Annotated in this window: 17 protein-coding genes; 5 read left to right on the plus strand and 12 right to left on the minus strand. The window is 69.9% G+C overall.

The window, feature by feature from the left end; translation table 11 throughout:
• Positions 1-9: 9 nt before the first annotated feature.
• From AB0L64_RS09710 to AB0L64_RS09725, 4 genes are all read right to left on the minus strand, one after another.
• Positions 10-336, minus strand: coding sequence for a hypothetical protein (locus AB0L64_RS09710; RefSeq protein WP_363709602.1), 327 nt, complete (start codon positions 334-336; stop codon positions 10-12).
• Positions 337-452: 116 nt separating this feature from the next.
• Positions 453-2,744, minus strand: coding sequence for a lanthionine synthetase LanC family protein (locus tag AB0L64_RS09715; protein WP_363709604.1), 2,292 nt, complete (start codon positions 2,742-2,744; stop codon positions 453-455).
• Entirely contained in the window at positions 2,744-3,502 is a 759-nt protein-coding gene (locus AB0L64_RS09720) for a hypothetical protein (protein ID WP_363709606.1), read from the minus strand. The genes AB0L64_RS09715 and AB0L64_RS09720 overlap by 1 nt, the downstream gene beginning before the upstream one ends.
• Positions 3,489-3,773: a hypothetical protein gene (locus AB0L64_RS09725; RefSeq protein WP_363709608.1), complete on the minus strand. Its 285-nt coding sequence runs from the start codon at positions 3,771-3,773 to the stop codon at positions 3,489-3,491. The genes AB0L64_RS09720 and AB0L64_RS09725 overlap by 14 nt, the downstream gene beginning before the upstream one ends.
• Positions 3,774-3,929: 156 nt before the next feature.
• On the opposite strand from AB0L64_RS09725, the gene AB0L64_RS09730 reads away from it, so the two are divergent.
• Positions 3,930-4,262 carry a DUF6401 family natural product biosynthesis protein gene (locus AB0L64_RS09730; RefSeq protein WP_363709610.1) on the plus strand — a complete coding sequence of 111 codons (333 nt, stop codon included), beginning with the start codon at positions 3,930-3,932 and terminating at the stop codon, positions 4,260-4,262.
• Here AB0L64_RS09730 and AB0L64_RS09735 read toward each other — a convergent pair.
• The 4 genes from AB0L64_RS09735 to AB0L64_RS09750 all read right to left on the minus strand — a co-directional run bounded on the left by AB0L64_RS09735 (position 4,256) and on the right by AB0L64_RS09750 (position 9,848).
• The gene (locus tag AB0L64_RS09735) at positions 4,256-5,269 is read right to left on the minus strand and encodes a hypothetical protein (protein WP_363709612.1); all 1,014 of its coding nucleotides are present in this window, start codon (positions 5,267-5,269) and stop codon (positions 4,256-4,258) included. The genes AB0L64_RS09730 and AB0L64_RS09735 overlap by 7 nt on opposite strands.
• A gap of 81 nt (positions 5,270-5,350) precedes the next feature.
• Positions 5,351-7,177: a protein kinase gene (locus AB0L64_RS09740; protein ID WP_363709614.1), complete on the minus strand. Its 1,827-nt coding sequence runs from the start codon at positions 7,175-7,177 to the stop codon at positions 5,351-5,353.
• Positions 7,178-7,347: 170 nt separating this feature from the next.
• Positions 7,348-8,550 (minus strand): acyl-CoA dehydrogenase family protein, encoded by a 1,203-nt coding sequence (locus AB0L64_RS09745; RefSeq protein ID WP_363709616.1) that lies wholly within the window; start codon positions 8,548-8,550, stop codon positions 7,348-7,350.
• Positions 8,550-9,848 carry an acyl-CoA dehydrogenase family protein gene (locus AB0L64_RS09750; RefSeq protein WP_363709618.1) on the minus strand — a complete coding sequence of 433 codons (1,299 nt, stop codon included), beginning with the start codon at positions 9,846-9,848 and terminating at the stop codon, positions 8,550-8,552. The genes AB0L64_RS09745 and AB0L64_RS09750 overlap by 1 nt, the downstream gene beginning before the upstream one ends.
• 64 nt (positions 9,849-9,912) lie before the next feature.
• On the opposite strand from AB0L64_RS09750, the gene AB0L64_RS09755 reads away from it, so the two are divergent.
• From AB0L64_RS09755 to AB0L64_RS09770, 4 genes are all read left to right on the plus strand, one after another.
• Positions 9,913-10,893 carry a LacI family DNA-binding transcriptional regulator gene (locus tag AB0L64_RS09755; RefSeq protein WP_363709620.1) on the plus strand — a complete coding sequence of 327 codons (981 nt, stop codon included), beginning with the start codon at positions 9,913-9,915 and terminating at the stop codon, positions 10,891-10,893.
• A gap of 63 nt (positions 10,894-10,956) precedes the next feature.
• Complete coding sequence (locus tag AB0L64_RS09760; protein WP_363709621.1) at positions 10,957-11,964, plus strand: alcohol dehydrogenase catalytic domain-containing protein; 1,008 nt, start codon at positions 10,957-10,959, stop codon at positions 11,962-11,964.
• Complete coding sequence (locus AB0L64_RS09765; protein WP_363709623.1) at positions 11,961-12,950, plus strand: Gfo/Idh/MocA family oxidoreductase; 990 nt, start codon at positions 11,961-11,963, stop codon at positions 12,948-12,950. The genes AB0L64_RS09760 and AB0L64_RS09765 overlap by 4 nt, the downstream gene beginning before the upstream one ends.
• Positions 12,926-13,990, plus strand: coding sequence for a methyltransferase domain-containing protein (locus AB0L64_RS09770; protein ID WP_363709625.1), 1,065 nt, complete (start codon positions 12,926-12,928; stop codon positions 13,988-13,990). The genes AB0L64_RS09765 and AB0L64_RS09770 overlap by 25 nt, the downstream gene beginning before the upstream one ends.
• Here the strand turns inward: AB0L64_RS09770 and AB0L64_RS09775 are convergent.
• The 4 genes from AB0L64_RS09775 to AB0L64_RS09790 all read right to left on the minus strand — a co-directional run bounded on the left by AB0L64_RS09775 (position 13,980) and on the right by AB0L64_RS09790 (position 18,165).
• Positions 13,980-15,212: a sigma-70 family RNA polymerase sigma factor gene (locus AB0L64_RS09775; protein ID WP_363709627.1), complete on the minus strand. Its 1,233-nt coding sequence runs from the start codon at positions 15,210-15,212 to the stop codon at positions 13,980-13,982. The two genes, AB0L64_RS09770 and AB0L64_RS09775, sit on opposite strands and share 11 nt — an antisense overlap.
• Before the next feature lie 129 nt (positions 15,213-15,341).
• Entirely contained in the window at positions 15,342-15,749 is a 408-nt protein-coding gene (locus AB0L64_RS09780; RefSeq protein ID WP_363709629.1) for a TIGR03668 family PPOX class F420-dependent oxidoreductase, read from the minus strand.
• Positions 15,746-17,338, minus strand: coding sequence for an NAD(P)/FAD-dependent oxidoreductase (locus AB0L64_RS09785; RefSeq protein WP_363709631.1), 1,593 nt, complete (start codon positions 17,336-17,338; stop codon positions 15,746-15,748). The genes AB0L64_RS09780 and AB0L64_RS09785 overlap by 4 nt, the downstream gene beginning before the upstream one ends.
• Before the next feature lie 2 nt (positions 17,339-17,340).
• Positions 17,341-18,165 carry a CoA ester lyase gene (locus tag AB0L64_RS09790; RefSeq protein ID WP_363709633.1) on the minus strand — a complete coding sequence of 275 codons (825 nt, stop codon included), beginning with the start codon at positions 18,163-18,165 and terminating at the stop codon, positions 17,341-17,343.
• Positions 18,166-18,177: the final 12 nt, after the last annotated feature.

The following is an 18,177-nucleotide window of genomic DNA, read 5'->3' on the forward strand; positions in this document are numbered from 1 at the left end:
GATCCGGAGTCAGCGCTTGCCGATGTCCAGTTGAACGCTGAAGGCCTCCGGCCAGGGGATCCCCTTCGGAAAGACCTTCACCACGCCCGGAATGCCCGTCGCGCCTCGCTTGCCGAGGATCCCGGCGATCCCCTTGACGATGGTCCCGCAGCGATCGATGTCGTCGGCATCGACGGTGATGTGCAGGTAGTCCGGCTTGGGAAGACCTTTGATGAATACGTGACGGAGCTCGAACTCGTCGAGGACCACAGCCAGTTCCTCGATCATGCCGTCATCGAGCACGAACCCCCCTGACCGATATTGCTCCATCAGAACTTCAGATCCACGCCGCTCCATGACTTCCCCTCCCGAATGAGCGTGAACGTCAGGTCTAGTCAAGTATGACCCAGGTCACATTGCCTGAGAAGGTGCTCGTAGCCCCCAGCTCGAGCTCCGGCCGGACGCGCCCATCGTCAGGGGTCGACCAGCGGCATCCGGGCGTCGGCCGGGTGGGCCAGATCCGCTGCAAGGACGGCGACGCCGGGTTCGCCGGCGTAGAGGCTGTCGCGGACATCCGGGCGTACCCGGGAGATCACCTGCGCCGCACCTTCGGCGATCCGGCGGCTGGACTCCAGCCATCGCGCCTCGCCACTGGCCCGGTACAGCGCGAGCAGCGCGTAGGCCTGACCGCCGAGACCGCAGCAGAGGTCGCCGGACATCAGGTCGGGGCCGTGCTCGACCGTCGTACCTGCCTGCTCGGCGAGACGGACCCATCGGTCGTCGCCGAACACCCGGTGCGCCGCGAGCCAGAGGTGTACGAGTCCGGCAGCGCCGTTGCACCAACTGGCGACGAGTGAGTGACCGGCGCTCCGGCCGTGACCCGTCAACGCCCACTGCCGACGGCGCCCCGCGCCGGCGAAGGCACCGGTCAAGGTGTCGAGGCGCTCCGCCACCCTTTCGCGCGGCGAGACTCCCGTCGCCTCCGCCCACCGGAGAAGTGCGAGCAGCCGGCCCGCGGTCCCGTGCGCAACGCCGTACGGGATCGCATCGCTGTCTTCCTCGAGGCCGTCGGCGAGCCGGGCTCCGAGCCCGGCCAGTAGGTGACGTTCTCCAGGCGCGGCGTCCTGGAGCACTGCGCAGCACCCCAGCAGGATGCCTGCACGTCCGTGCGTGACGTCCGCGCCCTCCGAGGGCTCGGATGCCGCGTCGGCGAACGCAGCTATCGCCGCCGCCCGCTCTTCCTCATCGGCGCGCGCCCGCGCCACGGCGAGACGTACGGCGTGCACACCGGCAGCTCCGTGCAGCAAGGAGGCCTGGCGCCGAATGTTGGCGGCCGCGGCGGCCGCCTCGGTCGCCCACACGTCCGCTACGGCCAGCAACTCAGGATCTCCGCGTGACTCCGCATACCGCAACATCGCCCAGGCCCGCCCCGCCAGGCCATGCATCACCGTGGGATCAACAGACGAAGGCAGATCGAATCGCGCACTCTTCGGCACCAAGCGGTCGAGGACGGCCGCCATCAGGCGGTCCGAAGCAGTCGGTCGGACCCTCGTCCCGCTCACTGGACGAGCACCTGCACGTGCTTCGACAGCCGCTCTGAAAGCGTCGAGCAGGGCAGCTGTGGACGCGTGACGATCTCCCGGACGCGGCTGGAGCGCACGGCCGATGACGCGCTCGACTCCCGCCAGGCCAGACAGCCGATCGTCGAAGGACCGCGGCCGCTTCAGGATGCGGCCGAGCAACTCGCGAGGGTCAGCCGTGAAGCCGTAGGGATGGTCCCCCGCCAGAAGTACGAACACCAGAACACCCAACGAGAACTGCTCGCCGGCGGCAGTCGGTGGGGGCAACGGCGCGCCCGTCAGCGCCGCCGTGGCGACCTCCGGCTCCGCATAGATATCGACTCCTGGACGGCGATCCGCGTGGTCATCCGCGCGGACGCCATCGAGCACGGAGCTCCCGAAGTCGAGCACAGTGACGTTGCCGCCGCCGTCGACGACGAGGTTGCGGGGGTGCACGTCACCATGCACGACGCCGTGGGCATGGAGTCGGCAATAGGCGTCCAGGACCGCCTCAGCGAGGCGCAGCAGGGCAGCCGGCATTGTCTCGGCATCGGTTCCACGCAGGGCCGCTGCGGCGGTCGCTGCGTCGACGCCGTCGCACCACCGGGTAGCGATCCACGGGCGACCATCCAGATCGCCGGACGCGATCAGTTCGGGTGCGACGTCTCCCCCGAGCCGGTCGAGGACGCGGGCCTCATGCGCAAGGGCCGCGAGGGCGCTGGCGTCGGCCGCCCGCCGGGCCAGCTTGACCGCGACCGGGGTGCCATCGGCCGCCCGGCCGCGGTGTACTTCCACATCTACGAGCACTTGAACCGGCTCGAGCACCTCGGCCTGGCCGAGCCGGTCCCCGGGGGCCAGCTCGGCGACGATCGGCGCGGCGAGCGGGCTGCCCGCCGGAGCCAGTACGCCCTCGTCGGCGAAGCGCCGAACCATCTGCGCGGCGTCATCGAGGATGGCGCGCGGGTCGAGGCCCTCCTCCAAGCTGAGCTCGAGGACCGCGTCGACGATCGTCTTGGGTTGCCGGAACCGCTCCAACAAAGCTGCGGTACGTGCGTCGACGACGGTCGATGGAAGCCGTGACATGGGCCGCGTCACGGAGTAGTCGTCCGCCCCGGCCTCGATCTTCTCTCGGTAGGCCGCCGCCAACCCGGACAAGGGCCTGATCAGGGCGTCTGCAGGAAGCACGTACAGGTCGAGATAGCCCATCAGACCACCACCGGCGTCCAGCGCACTGTGTCGACACCATCGAGCCTGAGGCGGTCGAGGGCGAAACTTCCGGGACCGGCAACCCCCGCATCGGCGGCGGCATGCAGATGTCGGGCCAATCGACCAGCCAGCCACTGTCGCCAACTTGCGCCCGACGGACGGTCGACCGCCCACGACAGCATGCCGTCCGACGTCAGCGCGGCGGTGAACGGAACGCCGTCTGCCGGACACCCTGCAAGCCGCCCGCGGAGGAGGGTACCGAGGTTCGGGAGATCCTCGAACGCCGAGACGTAGACGACGAGTCGGTCCGGGCGGCAGATGCCGGCCGCACCGGCGGCGACCTTGAAGGCGGCGATGCTCGGCGCCCGGGCCAGCGCCGCGATCGTGGCGACCGCTTCGGGCAGTGCTTCCGGAGCGACACTGACGTAGAGCTTGCCCGCGATCCGGCTCGATGCGCCTACCGCCGCCCACCGTCGCCAATGCGGCGTGCCGGGGAGTTCGTGCCAATCCTGCCGCAGGGCCGGTCCGCACGAGGACTCGACAAAGGCTGACACTGCGGCAGCGTCCGGGAGCTGACGACGGAGGCGGTCCGTCAGCGGCCGACGGCCGAAGTCATAGATCCGTCCCGCAAGCGTGGGTTCCGGGAGCGCCATGAGCCGCTCACCGTAGCGCAACGCGGAGCGAGACAGTTCAGCGATCCGGCCACCGTCAGCGGGGGCTGGGTCGTCGACAGTCAGTGCTGGTTCAACCTCGGTCAACGGTGGGAGGCAGATTCCCGCGCTCGGCCTCGTCGAGCTGGCCGAGCCGTTCCTCGAGTTGGGCTCGCATCGCCGGGATCTGTTCAGCGTCGAACGAGAATGCCCCGTGCACGATCAACGCGGTTGTGAAGAAGTCGAGACAGCTGCCGACGAGGTTGCTGGCCCAGTCGAGGCACTGGCCCTTGATGATCGGTTCGTCGGCGCCGACGACCGACTCCTCGCCCCCGTCCCACGGAATCTCAATGCGCAACCGCTTTGCCTGAAACGACATGGCCCCCTCCGCTTCTCCAGTCGTAACACAGGTGCTCACTTGAGCGTACGCCGGCGAAACTTACGTGGACAGATGTCGTCAGCGGTCGATCACGCCGTGTCGTTCATCCCACCCGTGCGATCACGGCGACGAGGGTCGGTCCTACTCTTGTTCGCCATGATGTGGCTGGGCAGATGGTTGGAAGCTTCCGCGCGGCGCGAACTGGGTGCGCTGTCCAGGCTCGTCCTCAGCAGGATGGTTGTCACGCCGGCCGTTCAGGCCGCGATCGACCAGCACGCTGCGGCGGTCCGCGACATTCTCACCCTCAGCCCGGGCCGGCTCGGAGCGGTCGAGCTGGCCGGGTATGCCCAAGGTGTCGAGGACGGGGCTTTTGGTCGGGGTTGGCGGCCCGGCGCCGACCTCAGCACCGACTGGGTCGGCCTGCGACTTGCGGCGGCGTGTTCTCTCGTCACCGCAAGTGCAGGCGATGTGACGACGACGGTTCAGTAGGTTCCGTCGTCCCGGACAGATCCAGTCGAGGAACCGGGTTCCTCGGGGATGTGCCCCGGACGCAGGCGGTCCGCCGTGCCCTCCGTACCGTACGCTCCGTACGGCGCGGCCGACTCGCGACCGCTCGCGGGCGTCGCCCAAGCGTCGCGTTCAGCGTCTTCGCGGCCGCGCTGGTAGGCCTCGTCACGGGCGCGCGCCTGGGGCAGGTCACGCTCGGCGCGATTCAGCCAACGCTCCCAGCGCTGCTGCATCGGCCGAACCAGCCCGCCGCCCATGCCGACCACGATCACGCCGCCGACAGTCGCGAGGACCGCAATCAGGACCGGAGTGGTGACCGCGGTGGCGATGCCCATCTGATTCAGGGCCGCGATGATGCCCAGCGCGATGACGAAGACCTGAACGATCCGCGCCACCAGTTGGCCCCAGCTCAGCCCGCTGAGCGCACTGCCGACCAGGTCACGCAGTGCGTTGGCGATCGCTGCCGCGACAACGACGATCACGATCGCGACGACTGCCTTCGGCAGCCAGCCGACGATGGCCGCGAGCAGATCGCTGACGGGGTTGGGCCCGAACACGCCGAACGCGAACTGTAACGCGATCAACAACACCGCGTAGTACACCAACGCCGCGATCAGCCCGCTCGCGTCGTACTTCGACCGCTCCAGCGCGCGTCCGACCCCGCCGCGTTCGACTGCTCGGTCGAAGCCCACGCGACTCAGTACGACGTCGACGAGCTTGCGCAGCGCTTTGGCGATCAGCCACCCGACCAGAAGGATGACCAAGAAGATCGCGAACTTGGGCAGGAACGTGATGATCGCGCCGACCGCGTCATTCCAGGACTTGGTGAGATCCATGGGTTTGTGTCCCTTCGACCAGCCCGGCCGATCTCCCCAGCCGATCTCGGGCAATCTCAATCTGTGCGCATTCCGGTACCCCCGCGAGCCTGAAACAATCGCACCGAATCGCGGGCAAACCCCGCGCAACTGCGCCGGTGTCGAGGTGAGCACATACCAGCTGAGACAGGCGCCCTCGAGAGGGGTGCATTTGGCAGCAGTGATTCACAGCCTTTGTACTCGAGGGCGAACCCACTACGAGTCGGGTTGGAAGGTCTCGAAGATGGTTCGCAGAACCGGCAGGTTCTCCTCCCACTGGTCGTCGGGTGTGGACCAGTAGATTCCGTACGCCTGCTTCGGGCTGGTGACGACACCACGAATCAGGACGTGCTGACGCCCAGATCGTGCGGCGTAGGTGAATTCCCAGTCCGCCGCCTTACCGAAGTAGTCGACGGCTTCGATCCGAATCCGGTGGTAACCGGCGTAGCCGCTGCGCCGAGCAGCCTCCTGATGGCCCCAGTCGGCAACGGGATCGGCCTTCGGTCGATCCGTCTGGTCGACAATCAGCAGGCCCGGGCCGGAAGGTTCGCGGAAGTACACCAGGCCACCGTCTCGTTCGGACCTCCACCCTTCGGGTACCGCGACGGAAAATCCGGTCGGGTCGCGGTGACGTTCGAACCCGGCAGGCACGGCCGCGACCGGGGTGGACGGCTGTGTCGAAGGGGACCGAGTGACGGATGGCGTACGAGTTGCCGTCGGCGCCCGTGTGGCACTTGTCGGCGTCGCGGTTCGATTGCCCTTCGCGGTCGATGAGGCGCTCGGTGGGCGTTGGGCGGTCGGCGTACTGCGCGACGCTTGGCTGGCCCGAGTCGGCTGCGCCGCCGGCGCCGACCGGCCCCCCGAAGGGTCACCGGTCTGCGTCATCATCGCCCAGCCCGCCACAGCCGTCAGCACCAAGAGGCACGCCACAGCAGCAGGGAGGACTATTCGCACAATCCGATTCGGCGGTCCTGCAAGAGCCGCGGCGCCCGAAGGAGACCGGTCGCCATCGTTCTCGCCGGTACTGGAGTCGTCGCCGGCAGCGAGTGGCGGACGCCCCGACGGCGCCGGCGGATCGGACTCCGGCGTGAACGACGCGATGGGCAGCAGGCGGGTTCGCTGACCGCTGTCCCGGTCGGGGTTCTCCCACAGCCGCTGAGCACCGGTCGGCGGGGACTCGAGAGGTGGCGCACCTGATCGATCAGCTGCGGATGTGGCGACCTCCGGCGTCCACACCGCCAGGCGCAGCAGACGGGTCGCCTCGGCCGCCGTCATCCGCGCGGCCGGATCCTTGCTCAACAGGCCTTCGATGATCGGCCACAGCGGCCCCGCGTGATGAGCTGGGTCGGGCGGCTCGGCCACGGCGGCGGCCAGCGTCGGCAAGGCGGAGCCCCGGTCGAACGGTGACCGACCTTCCACGGCGGTGTACAGAGTGGCACCTAACGACCACAGGTCCGACTCCGGTACCGCGCCGCGCGCTTGGACCCGTTCAGGAGCAATGAACGCGGGCGAACCGACCAGCGCGCCGGAACGAGTCAGCGATGCGTCACCTTCTAGGTTGGCAATACCGAAATCGGTGAGCACCACCCGTCCGTCGTCGGCAAGCAGCACATTGCTCGGCTTCACGTCTCGGTGCAGTACGCCGGCCGAGCGTGCGGCCTGCAGGGCGGCCAGCACCTCGAGGCCGATGCCGGCCACCTCCCGCCACGGCAGCCGCCCGCGCTCGTGAATCACTTGCCCGAGCGTCCGTGACGGCACCAGCTCCATCACGAGCCATGGTCGGCCGTCCTCCTCGACCACGTCGTACATCATGACGACATTCGGATGGGTCAACCGGGCCGCTGACCGGGCCTCGCGGAAGGTCCTCCGACGAAGTACGTCCCGATCTTCTTCGGGGAGCTCCGGCGGCACAACGACTTCCTTCACTGCAACCGGTCGGCCGAGGAGCTCATCCCGCGCCTGCCACACGATCCCCATCCCGCCGCGCCCGAGCTGACCAAGCAGACGGTAGCGCCCAGCCAACAGGCGGCACTCGGGGGACATCGTCAGCCCCCGACCGCTGCGCCCGCACTACACGAGTACACGGGGCAGAACATCACGGGCAACTCCGATCGGACGGCGTCGAACTCTTTCCCATCCCCGGTTCCCAGCCAGCCCCACCCAACACCCGGCCGAGCCCTGTCCAACGCCGGCGTGTGCGCAGACGAACAAGGCTATTTCAGCTGAGCCGATGTCTTCCCCAAGAGGCGCCTGGCGACGATCAGTTGCTGGATTTGTTGGGTTCCTTCGAAGATGTCGAGGATTTTGCTGTCTCGGGACCACTTTTCCAGGAGGTGGTGTTCGGAGTAGCCGAGGGTGCTGGTGAGTTCTACGCAGCGGAGGGTGATGTCGTTGGCGGCGCGGCCGGCCTTGGCTTTGGCCATGGAGGCTTGGAGGGAGTTGGGTTGGGCGTTGTCGGCCATCCAGGCGGCCTGGAGGGTGAGGAGGTAGGCGGCTTCCCAGTCTGCTTCCATGGCCAGGTACGTCGCGGCCGCGGCGGGCTGGTGGTGGGTGGGGCGGTCGTAGTCGATCTGTACGCCGGCCTCGGACAGCAGTTCCCGGGTGAGCTCGAGGGAGGCGCGGGCACAGCCGACGGCCATCGCGGCGACCAGCGGGCGGGTGTTGTCGAAGGTCTGCATGACGCCGGCGAAACCCTTGTCGATGTCTGCCGAGCCGAGCAGGTTCGCGGCCGGGACGCGGCAGTTGTCGAAGCGGATCGTGGCGGTGTCGGAGGCCCGGATGCCGAGTTTGTGTTCGAGGCGCTCGACGGTCATGCCGGGCGTGTCCTTCATGACCACGAACGACTTGATCGCGGCCCGGCCGAGTGACTTGTCGAGTGTCGCCCAGACGACGACCGCATCGCAGCGGCCGCCCGCGGTGACGAAGATCTTCTCGCCGTCGAGGATGTAGTCGTCGCCGTCCAGCCGTGCGGTGGTCCGGATGTTCGCGGAGTCCGAGCCGCAGTCCGGCTCGGTGATCGCCATCGCGGCCCACACGCCCTCGAAGCGTTTCAGTTGCTCGTCGGACGCGACCGACGCGATCGCCGAGTTGCCGAGCCCCTGCCGCGGCATCGACAGCAGCAGCCCGACGTCACCCCAGCACATCTCCATGATCGACAGCACCGACGACAGGTTCGAACCGTTGACGACGCCGTCCTCCGCGGCGGCGGTCCGTCGTACGCCGGACGCGCCCGCGCCGGAACCGTTGCCCGAGGCACCCAGCCCGTCGACCATCGCGGCCAGCATGTCCAGCTCGACCGGGTAGTCGTGCTCGGCCAGGTCGTAGCGCCGCGAGTTCGGTCGCAGCATCTCGGCCGCGACCTGATGCGCCTGGTTGACGAAGGCCCGGAACTTCCGCGGGGTCTCGAGGTTGATCATCAGACCAGCACCGCACCTTCCATCACGCCGATCGCCCGGAGGTCGCGGTACCACCGCTCGACCGGATGTTCCTTCACGAACCCGTGCCCCCCGAGCAGCTGAACGCCGTCGGTCCCGATCCGCATGCCCTGCTCGGCGCACAACCGCCGCGCCAGCGCCACCTCGCGCGCGAACGGCAGCCCCTGGGAGGCACGCGACGCGGCCCGGTACGTCACCAGCTTCATGCCCTCGAGCTCGATCCCGATGTTCGCCACCATGAACGCCACCGACTGCCGATGACTGATCGGCTCACCGAAGGCCTCCCGGGAGTTCACGTACGGCGTGACGTAGTCGAGCACCGCCCGCGCCGTACCCAACGCCAGCGCGCACCACCCGAGCCGCGACAACCGCACGCACTCGGCATAGTCCTCGACCGTGCCCAGCGGGACCGCCGGTACGTCGGCCAGGATCACCCGCGACAGCGAAGCGGCACGCAGACCCATCGACGGCTCGGCCTCGATCGTCACACCGGGATGATCCGGCTCGACGACGAACAACCGCGGACCGGCGTCGGTCTGCGCGCCGATCACGAACAGCTCCGCCTCGGCAGCCCGCGGGACCAACGACTTCACGCCGTTCAGCAGCCCACCCGTCGACCGCGTCTTCAGCTCGAACGGATCGAACAGCGCTCGCGGTTCCAGCAAAGCCAGCGCGGCGGCGGGCACCGAGGAGCCGGTGAAGGCCGGCAGGTACGTCGCCTGCTGGGTCTCGTCGCCCCACAACGAGATCGCCGTGCTCACCGCGGACGGCGCCAGGCACGCGACGGCCTGACCCATGTCGCCGTGGGCCAGCGCCTCCGCGACCAGGACGCCGGTCATCGCGGACCGCTCGGTGACGATGCCGCCGAGGTCCTCCGGCACCTCGATCAGGCTCAGCCCCAGCTCGGCGGACGACTCCAGGACCGACGGGTCGGTCACGCAGGCGGTGTCCGCGGCGGCGGCAGCGGGTCGCAGTACGTCGGCGGCGAACTCGCGGACGACGTCGACCATCATCTGCTGGTCCTCGGTCGGCGTCAGGTCGAACCGGCCGGTGCCGCGCGCCGCGGGCAGCCGGGACGGCGCCGCCGGCTTCGAGGCCGCCGCGAACCGCCGCGACAGCGCACCCGCCGTCCGGAAACCGGTCTTGGTCGCCTCGAACACGGCCCGCTCGGCCGGTTTCCGCAACCCGAACCGGTCGATCGCCCGGGACCGCGCCAGCTTGTTCAGCAGCGCGACGCCGACCCCGATCGCGTCCCGCCTGGTCCGCTCCTGAAGGCTCATGACCCCTACTGTAAACCGAAGTTACAACTCAGGTCACGCCTACCGCGGTTGATAGCCTGACGCCATGGCGGTCAGCATGTCCGACGTGGCCCGGCACGCGGGCGTGTCGCAACGCACCGTCTCGAACGTGGTGAACAACTACGTCCACGTCTCCCCCGCGACCCGCGCCCGCGTCCAGGCCAGCCTCGATGCCCTCGGCTACCGGCCCAACACAGCCGCCCGCCGGCTGCGCACCGGCCGCACCGGCACGGTGACACTGGCCGTGCCGACGTTCCGCGAGCGGTACTTCGCCGATCTCGCCGAGGCCGTCGTCGCCGCCGCCCGGGACCGCGGTACGACGGTGCTCGTCGAGACCACCGGCGGCCGCCGCGACACCGAACTGGAGCTGCTCCGCGGCGGCGAGGTCCTCACCGACGGCGTGATCATGAGCGCGGTCTCCCTCGGCCGCACCGAGCAGCGCAGCGAGCATCCGGTCGTCCTGATCGGTGACCGCGAGCCGGGCAGCGCGATCGATCACGTCGGCATCAAGAACCGCGAGGCTGCCCAGGCCGCCGTCACCCACCTCCTCGACACCGGACGGCGGCGGGTCCTGCTGCTCGGCGCGAATCACGGCCCGAAACGCTCGTACCAGCTGCGCCGCCAGGGCTACCAGGCCGCGCTCAAGAAACACGGCGTCGCACTCGACCCCGATCTGCTCGTCGACTGCGACTGGACCACGGCAGCGGCCGCAGCAGCGATCGTGAAGCACTTCGAGAACCTGAAGCCCGACGGCATCTTCGCGATGAACGACTCAGCCGGCCTCGGTGCGCTGCACGCTCTCCGTCGAGCCGGCGTCGACGTACCAGCAGACGTCTCGGTGATCGGGTTCGACGACATCGTCGAGTCGGGCCTCTGCACGCCGACCCTCAGCACGGTCGCTCCGCTGCTCGACGAGATCGCGGCCGGTGCGCTCGACCTGCTCGACGAGCAACTCGCCGACGACCACGTCCCGCAGCACCGGATGGCCGGCTACGAGCTCCGCATCCGGGAGAGCACCACCCGCTGACCGGCAACCGCCACGTCGCGAACCCTTGTGACCTGGATTTGCTACGTAGTAAATTTCGTCCCCATGACGCGTACCGCCCTCGCCCCCAGGTTCACCGGAGCCGGCACCATCGAGTTCGCGGACCACGAGTACCCGGACCCCGGACCAGGTCAGCTCCTGCTCGCCGTCCAGGCCAACGCCCTCTGCGGCACCGACCGCCACCAGTACTACGACGGCTCGTCCGTCGTACCCGGACACGAAGCCGCCGGCACTGTCCTGCAGGCCGGCGACGGCACCAGCACGCCCGTCGGCACCCGCGGCGCCGTGTTCCTGATGGACTTCTGCGGCGAGTGCCGCAGCTGCAAGTACGGCGCCACCAACCAGTGCTTCGCGAAACGCGCCGACATGGGCTTCACCCACGACGGCGGGTACGGCCCCTACGAGCTCGTGCACGAGACCAACTTCTTCCCGATCACCGACGACATCGAGATCGGCAACGCGACCATGCTGCTCGACGTGATGGGCACCAGCGCCCACGCGCTCGGCCGTGCCGCGCTCGTCCGCCAGGACGTCGAGAGCGTCTACATCGCCGGCGCGGGCCCGATCGGCCTCGGTCTCACCGTGATGAGCAAACTGACCTACGGCGCGGACGTCCCGGTCTACATCTCGGACGTCTCCCGCTGGCGACTCGATTTCGCCGAGACGTTCGGCGCCGTCCCGCTGCTTGCCGACGACATCTCCGCGGCCGGCAACCCGGATGTCGCGTTCGATGCCTCCGGCAAGGAGTCCGCGCGCCGCGCCGCGCTCGACATCATCGGCAAACGCGGCGCACTGATCTGCGTCGGCCACGGCGAAGGCGTGACCCTGAACGCCTCCGACGACCTGATCAGTCCCGAGCACGCCGTCCTCGGCAGCGAGTACTTCCGGTACGACGAGATGCCCGGCAATCTCGCGCTCTTGTCGGCGCACCAGGACCTGATCGCCACAGTGATCAGTCACCGCTTCCCGGTCTCGGACATCGCCGAGGCGTTCCGGCTGTTCCTGGCCGGTGAGACCGGCAAGGTCGTCGTCACCCAGGAGGGCGCCGCATGAGGGTCGCGGTCGTCGGCGCCGGCGGCTGGGGCGAGCACCACGCGCGCATCTTCTCCCGGCGCGCGGACACCGAGCTGTGCGCCGTCGTCGGCCGTACGCCCGAGAAGACCCAGCATCGGGCGGAGAAGTACGGCACCACGCCGTACACCGATCTCGACCTCATGATGGAGCGTGAACGCCCCGACCTGGTCACGGTCTGCCTGCCGAACGAGGACCACTTCGACGTCACGCTGCGCCTCGTGCGGACCGGCGTACCGCTGCTGGTCGAGAAGCCGCTCGTCTTCGACCTGGCCGAGGCCGATGCGCTCCTCGACGCGGCCGGCGACCGGTTCTTCGCGATCAACTTCAATCACCGGTACGCCGAACCCGTGTGCCGCGCGAAGGCCCTGATCGACGCGGGCGAACTGGGCGAGCTGATCTTCGCCACCTGGCGCTTCGGCGGCGAGGCGAACCGCGGCGGGTCCCCGCACGCGAACCTGATCGAGACCCAGTGCCACGGCTTCGACATGCTCGAGCATCTCGTCGGCCCGATCTCCGCGGTCTCGGCGCACCTGACCGACAAGACGTACGGCGCGTTCAGCACGGTCGCGCTGGCTCTGGACTTCGAGAACCGCGCGGTCGGCACGATGCTCGGCACGTACGACTCCTCGTACGCCTACCCCGACACGCAGCGGATCGAGATCAACGGCACGAAGGGACGCCTGGTCATCCACGACACCGTCCGCGCGCTGACGTTCTCCAAGGCCGGCGACCCGGTCGAGCAGCGCTGGCACTCGACGTACTTCGACGACGAGGCCCGCGACTTCGCGGGCACCTTCGACCGCCACGTCGACGCGCTGCTCACCGCACTGCGGGCCGGCGATCCACCGCCCGTCCACGCGAGAGCAGGCCGCCGCGCGCTCGAACTCGCGCACGCCGCGATCGACTCGCATGCGACCGGACGGGCAGTACGATCCAATCCATGGACCGGACCAACGCACTCGTAGAGCGCCTCTTCCGGAACGCCGGTGCGGCGCTCGAGCTGTACGCCGTCTACCTCGGCGAGCAGCTCGGCCTGTACCGGGCGCTCGCCGACCACGGCCCCGCCACGTCGGTCGAGCTGGCCGAACGCACTCGCACCAACGAGCGCTACATCCGCGAGTGGCTCGAGCACCACGCGGTCAGCGGACTCGTCGACGTCGACGACACCACGGCAGCGCCGACCGAGCGGCGCTACACCCTTCCGCCCGAGCACGTTCCGGTGCTGGCCGACCCGGACAACGTCGACTACCACGGCTACAAGGGAGTCGAGCTCGCCCGCGCGGCGCGGATGCTGCCCGACCTCGTCGAGGCCTACCGCACCGGTGCCGCGCCGCCGCACCAGCCGTGGGAGCCGGAAGGGCGCGCGGAGTTCAACCGGCCGACGTATCTGAACCTGCTGGGCAAGCAGTGGCTGCCGGCGATTCCCGAGATCGACCAGCGGCTCCGCTCCGATCCACCGGCCCGGGTCGCCGACTTCGCCTGCGGCACCGGCTGGTCGTCGATCGCGATGGCGCAGGCCTATCCACACATCACCGTGCACGGCCTCGACCTCGATGAGGACGCCATCGCCGCGGCGAGCCGGCATGCCCGCGACAGCGGACTGAGCGATCGGGTCAGTTTCTCGGTCGCGAACGCGTCCGACGCCGCGCAGAGCGGTCAGTTCGACCTGGTCACGATCCTGGAGGCGCTGCACGACATCCCGCGACCGATCGATGCGCTGCGCAGCGCGCGACAGCTGCTCGCGCCGGGCGGCTCGGTGCTGATCCTCGACGAGCTGGTCGAGGACGAGTTCACCGCGCCGGCGTCGGAGCTGGAGCGTTACCACTACGGCTGGAGTCTGATGTCCTGCCTGCCGGAGGCGATGGGCGATCCGGAGTCGGCCGCGACCGGCGCGGTCATGCGACCCGCGACATTGCGCCGCTACGCCACGGAGGCGGGATTCGCCGAGACGCGGATCCTCCCGTTCCAGACCACACTGTTCCGCTTCTACCGGCTCATCCCGTGACCGCGTCCGCCTTCGCCTGCAGATAACGCTGCTCCGGGAGGCTGGTCGTACGGCGGGCCGCGGCCAGGTAGTGCTCGTGGGCCTTCGCCGGATCGCCGGCGCGCTCGTACAGGTGGGCCCGGACCGCGTCCAGGCGATGGGTCTCGGTGATGAACTTGTCGTCCTCGAGGGTCGCGAGCAGGTCGAGGCCGGCCTGCGGACCCTCGACCTGGGCGAGCGCGATCGCGCGGTTGAGCGTCACCATCGGGTTCGGGGCGAGCTTCTCCAGGACCAGGTACAGCGCGAGGATCTGCCGCCAGTCGGTCTCCGCCGCGCTCGGCGCCTCCGCATGGACGGCGGCGATCGCGGCCTGCAACTGATAGGGCCCGACGGCGCCGCGGCGCAGCGTCTCCAGGGTCAGGTCGGCGCCCTCGGTGATCTGCGCGCGGTCCCACAACGACCGGTCCTGCTCGTCGATCGGCACCAGGCCGCCGTCGGCCGTCGTCCGCGCGGCCCGGCGCGAATCGGTCAGCAGCATCAAAGCCAGCAAACCCGCGACCTCGCCGTCGTCGGGCAGCGCCGATCGCAGCATCCGGGCCAGGCGGATCGCCTCGGTGGTCAGCTCGACCCGCTGCAGCTCCTCGCCCGAGCTGGCGGTGTAGCCCTCGTTGAAGATCAGGTACAGGACCTGCAGTACCACGCGCAGCCGCTCGGCCTGCTCCGCCGGCGGCGGCAGCTCGAACCGGCTGCCGGCCGCCTTGATGCTCTTCTTCGCCCGGCTGATCCGCGGCGCCATCGTTGCCTCCGGCACCATGAACGCGCGGGCGATCTCCGCCGTGGTCAGACCGCCGACGGCCCGCAGCGTCAGCGCGACCTGCGAAGCCGGCGTCACCGCCGGGTGGCAGCACAGGAACAGCAAGGTCAACGTGTCGTCGGTGTCCGGCGCCTCGTCCACGTCGGCGGCGGGGGAGACCAGCTCCTCCGGGCCGGCCATCGCCGCAACGTTGTCCTCACGCCGCCGCCGCGCGTTCTCACTGCGGAACGCATCCGTGAGCCGACGCGTCGCGACCGTGATCAGCCACCCGCGCGGGTTCGCCGGAACGCCGTCCACCGGCCATTGCGTCGCCGCCGCCAGCAGCGCCTCCTGCACAGCGTCCTCACACAGGTCGAACTGCCCGTGCCGGCGCGCCAGGAACCCCAGCACCTGCGGCGCAAGCTCTCGCAGCAACCCCTCCACATTCACCCCGCCGAGCCTACGCGCCGAGCAGCGGGCGGCTCGACAGGACGTATATGTCCACTGCGCCTCGTCGGCGATCCCGCTGAGCGTGAACTCGGCCGGGCCGAGCGGACACTTCCTGTCGACCGTGCCGGCTCAGGCGTACGACCAGCCCGACCACGCCTCAACCCGGATCCCGATCACCGGGCCCCGCGGCGGGTCGGCCTCGTACTGCGGGTACTTCGCCGCCAGCAGCTCCACCGCCGCCGCGTGGCCGGGCATCACCCGCGCCACGCCGTCGACCCGGACCCACCACAGGTGCGTCCAGTCCTCGTCGTACTCGTCCACGAGTACGGCAACCCGCTCGTGGGCCGCGATGTTCCGCAGCCGCTTCAGCGCGGTCGTCGACTTCGGCTTCTGATCGACCGCGACGAACAGTTCGTCACCGTGAACGACGTACGTCACCGGCACCACGTGCGGCCGCAGATCCGCCCCGACCGTCGCCAACCGCCCGACCCGAGCAGCCGCCACCCGAGCCCTGCAGGTCGCCTCGTCGAGTCTCACTTCTGCAGGTGGCGGAGGGTGGCGGAGGGGAGTTTGCGGGTGAGGGGGCCGAGCAGGGAGGCGTCGCGGAGGGCGGTGCGGGCGGCGAGGTGGCCGCAGGCACCGTGGACGCCGCCGCCGGGGTGGATCGCGGAGCTGCCCAGGTACAGACCGTCAACGAAGGTGCGGGCGCTGCCCAGCCCGATCGTCGGTCGGAAGATCAGCTGCTGGTGGAGTTGCATCGTGCCGCCGCCGACGGCGCCGAGGCCGAGAGCGGCGTTCCCGGACTCCAGCCCCGACGGGCGCTGCAGGTCCCGCGCGACGACCAGGTCGCCGAACCCGGGCGCGAACCGCTCGATCGCGCGTTCCATCCGGCCGGCCAGCTTCTCGGCGGACGCGTCGTCGGCGACACCGCGCGGCAGGTGCGCGTACGCCCAGACCGCTTCGGCGCCGTCCGGCGACCGGGTCGGATCCGACTTCGTGGTCTGGCCGATCAGCAGGAACGGCTGGGACGGCACCCGCCCGGTGTCCAGGTCGGCGGACAGGTGGACCAGGTCGTCGGCGGTCCCGGCGAGGTGTACGACGCCCGCCGACCGCGCCTCGGGCGCCAGCCAAGGGATCGGGCCGCTCAGCCGGAAGTTCAGCTTGACCGTCGGGTAGTCCCACTCGAACCGCTCGTCGAGGTCCCGGCGCAGACCGGCCGGAACGAGCGCCTCAGGCAACAACTCGCGGTACAGCACCGGCGCGGACGTGTCCGCGACCACGGCCCGCTCGACGGCCACCGTCTCCCCCGAGGCCGTGTGGACGGCGGTCACCCGGCCCGCCGACACCTCGAGACCGGACACCGGCGTGCCCCCGACCAGCAGCGCGCCGGCCCGCTCGGCCCGCCGTACCAGCGCGCCGGAGAAGGCCGAGGATCCGCCCGCCGCGACCGGGAAGCCGACGTCCTGGGCGAGCATCGCGAGCAGCCAGCCCATCGTGCCGCTGACGGCGCCCGACAGCGACGCGTCCGCGTGCAGCGCGTTCCCGGCGATGATCGCCGGGCCGTGCCGCCCGTCGAACAGTTCCTGGCCCATCCGGTGCATCGGCATCGCCATGAACCGCGCGAACCGGAGCAACTCCCCCGCCGAACCGAGCTTCCGCGCCAGCTGCACGCCCGGGCCGATCGGCGGCCAGGTGGTCAGCAGCGCCTTCAGCAACGGCTCGCGGATGGACACGTACTGCTGGTAGAGCCGCAACCATGCGTCACCGTCGCCCGGGTGCTCGGCGCCGAGCGACTTCGCGGTGTCCTCCGGATCCGGGTGAATCGCCGCCGCGGAGCCGTCGGTGTCGAGCAGATGGACCAGCGGCAGCGGGGCGTGCGTCCACTTGAGGCCGAACTTCTCCAGCTCCAGCGCCCGGATCACCGGTGACGCGACCCCGAGGGGATAGTTCGAACTGAAACGATCGCTGATCCAGCCACCGTCCTCGGTCGACCGGACGGCGCCTCCGAACGTGTCGGCGGCCTCCAGCACCAGCACGTCCCAGCCGGCGTCGGCGAGCGTGATCGCGCTCACCAGCCCGTTCGGTCCCGAACCGATCACCACGGCATCAACACTGCGCGGGAGCATGCCTACGACCTTAGCTCGATCTCCCGTACCAGCGCTGTGACCTCGCGGGCGCGCCCGATCATCGCGGGGTCGACCATCCGTCCGTCGGGCAGCACCAACACGCCGCCGTTCGCCACGTCGGCCTTGTCCACCGCGTCCAGCAGTTCCTGAGCGGCGGCGACCTGGGCGGGGGCCGGGGTGAACGCCTCCACGATCGTCGGCAACTGCCGCGGGTGGATCGCCGTACGGCCGACGAAGCCCAGCGCCCGGCCTTCCTGTGAGGTCTTTCGCAGACCGTCCAGGTCGTTGACGTTCGGGTAGACCGACATCATCGGGGCGCCCAACCCCGCCGCGCGGGATGCCGAGACGAGCCGACCGCGTGCCCAGGCGAGGCCCTCCGGGCCGTCCACGCCGAGCGCGCTGGACAGGTCCGCCTCGCCGAGCGCGACCGCGACCAGCCGTGGGTCCGCGGTGGCGATCTCGAACGCCCGCTCCAGACCCAGCGGGGACTCGATCAGCGCGGTGATCCTTGCCGACGGCACCTTGTCCAGCACCGCGTGGACGTCCGCCGCGCTCTCCACCTTCGGCACCCGCAACCGAGCCTGCGGTACGGCGCGGATCGCCGCCAGGTCGTCCTCGATCCAGGGCGAGTCCAGCGCATTCACCCGGATCTCGACCGGCCCGCGGGCGTTCGCGGCGACCCAGGCGACCGCCCAGCCGCGCGCATCCGCCTTGTCGGCGACCGGTACGGCGTCCTCCAGGTCGAACACCACCAGATCGGGGCCCGCAGCAACAGCTTTCGCGAACCGGTCCGGCCGGTTGGCCGGTACATACAGTGCGGTCAGCACCTCAACGCCCCC

The organism is Kribbella sp. NPDC051936, from assembly GCF_040680955.1.
In the GTDB taxonomy this organism is placed as follows: Bacteria; Actinomycetota; Actinomycetes; order Propionibacteriales; family Kribbellaceae; genus Kribbella.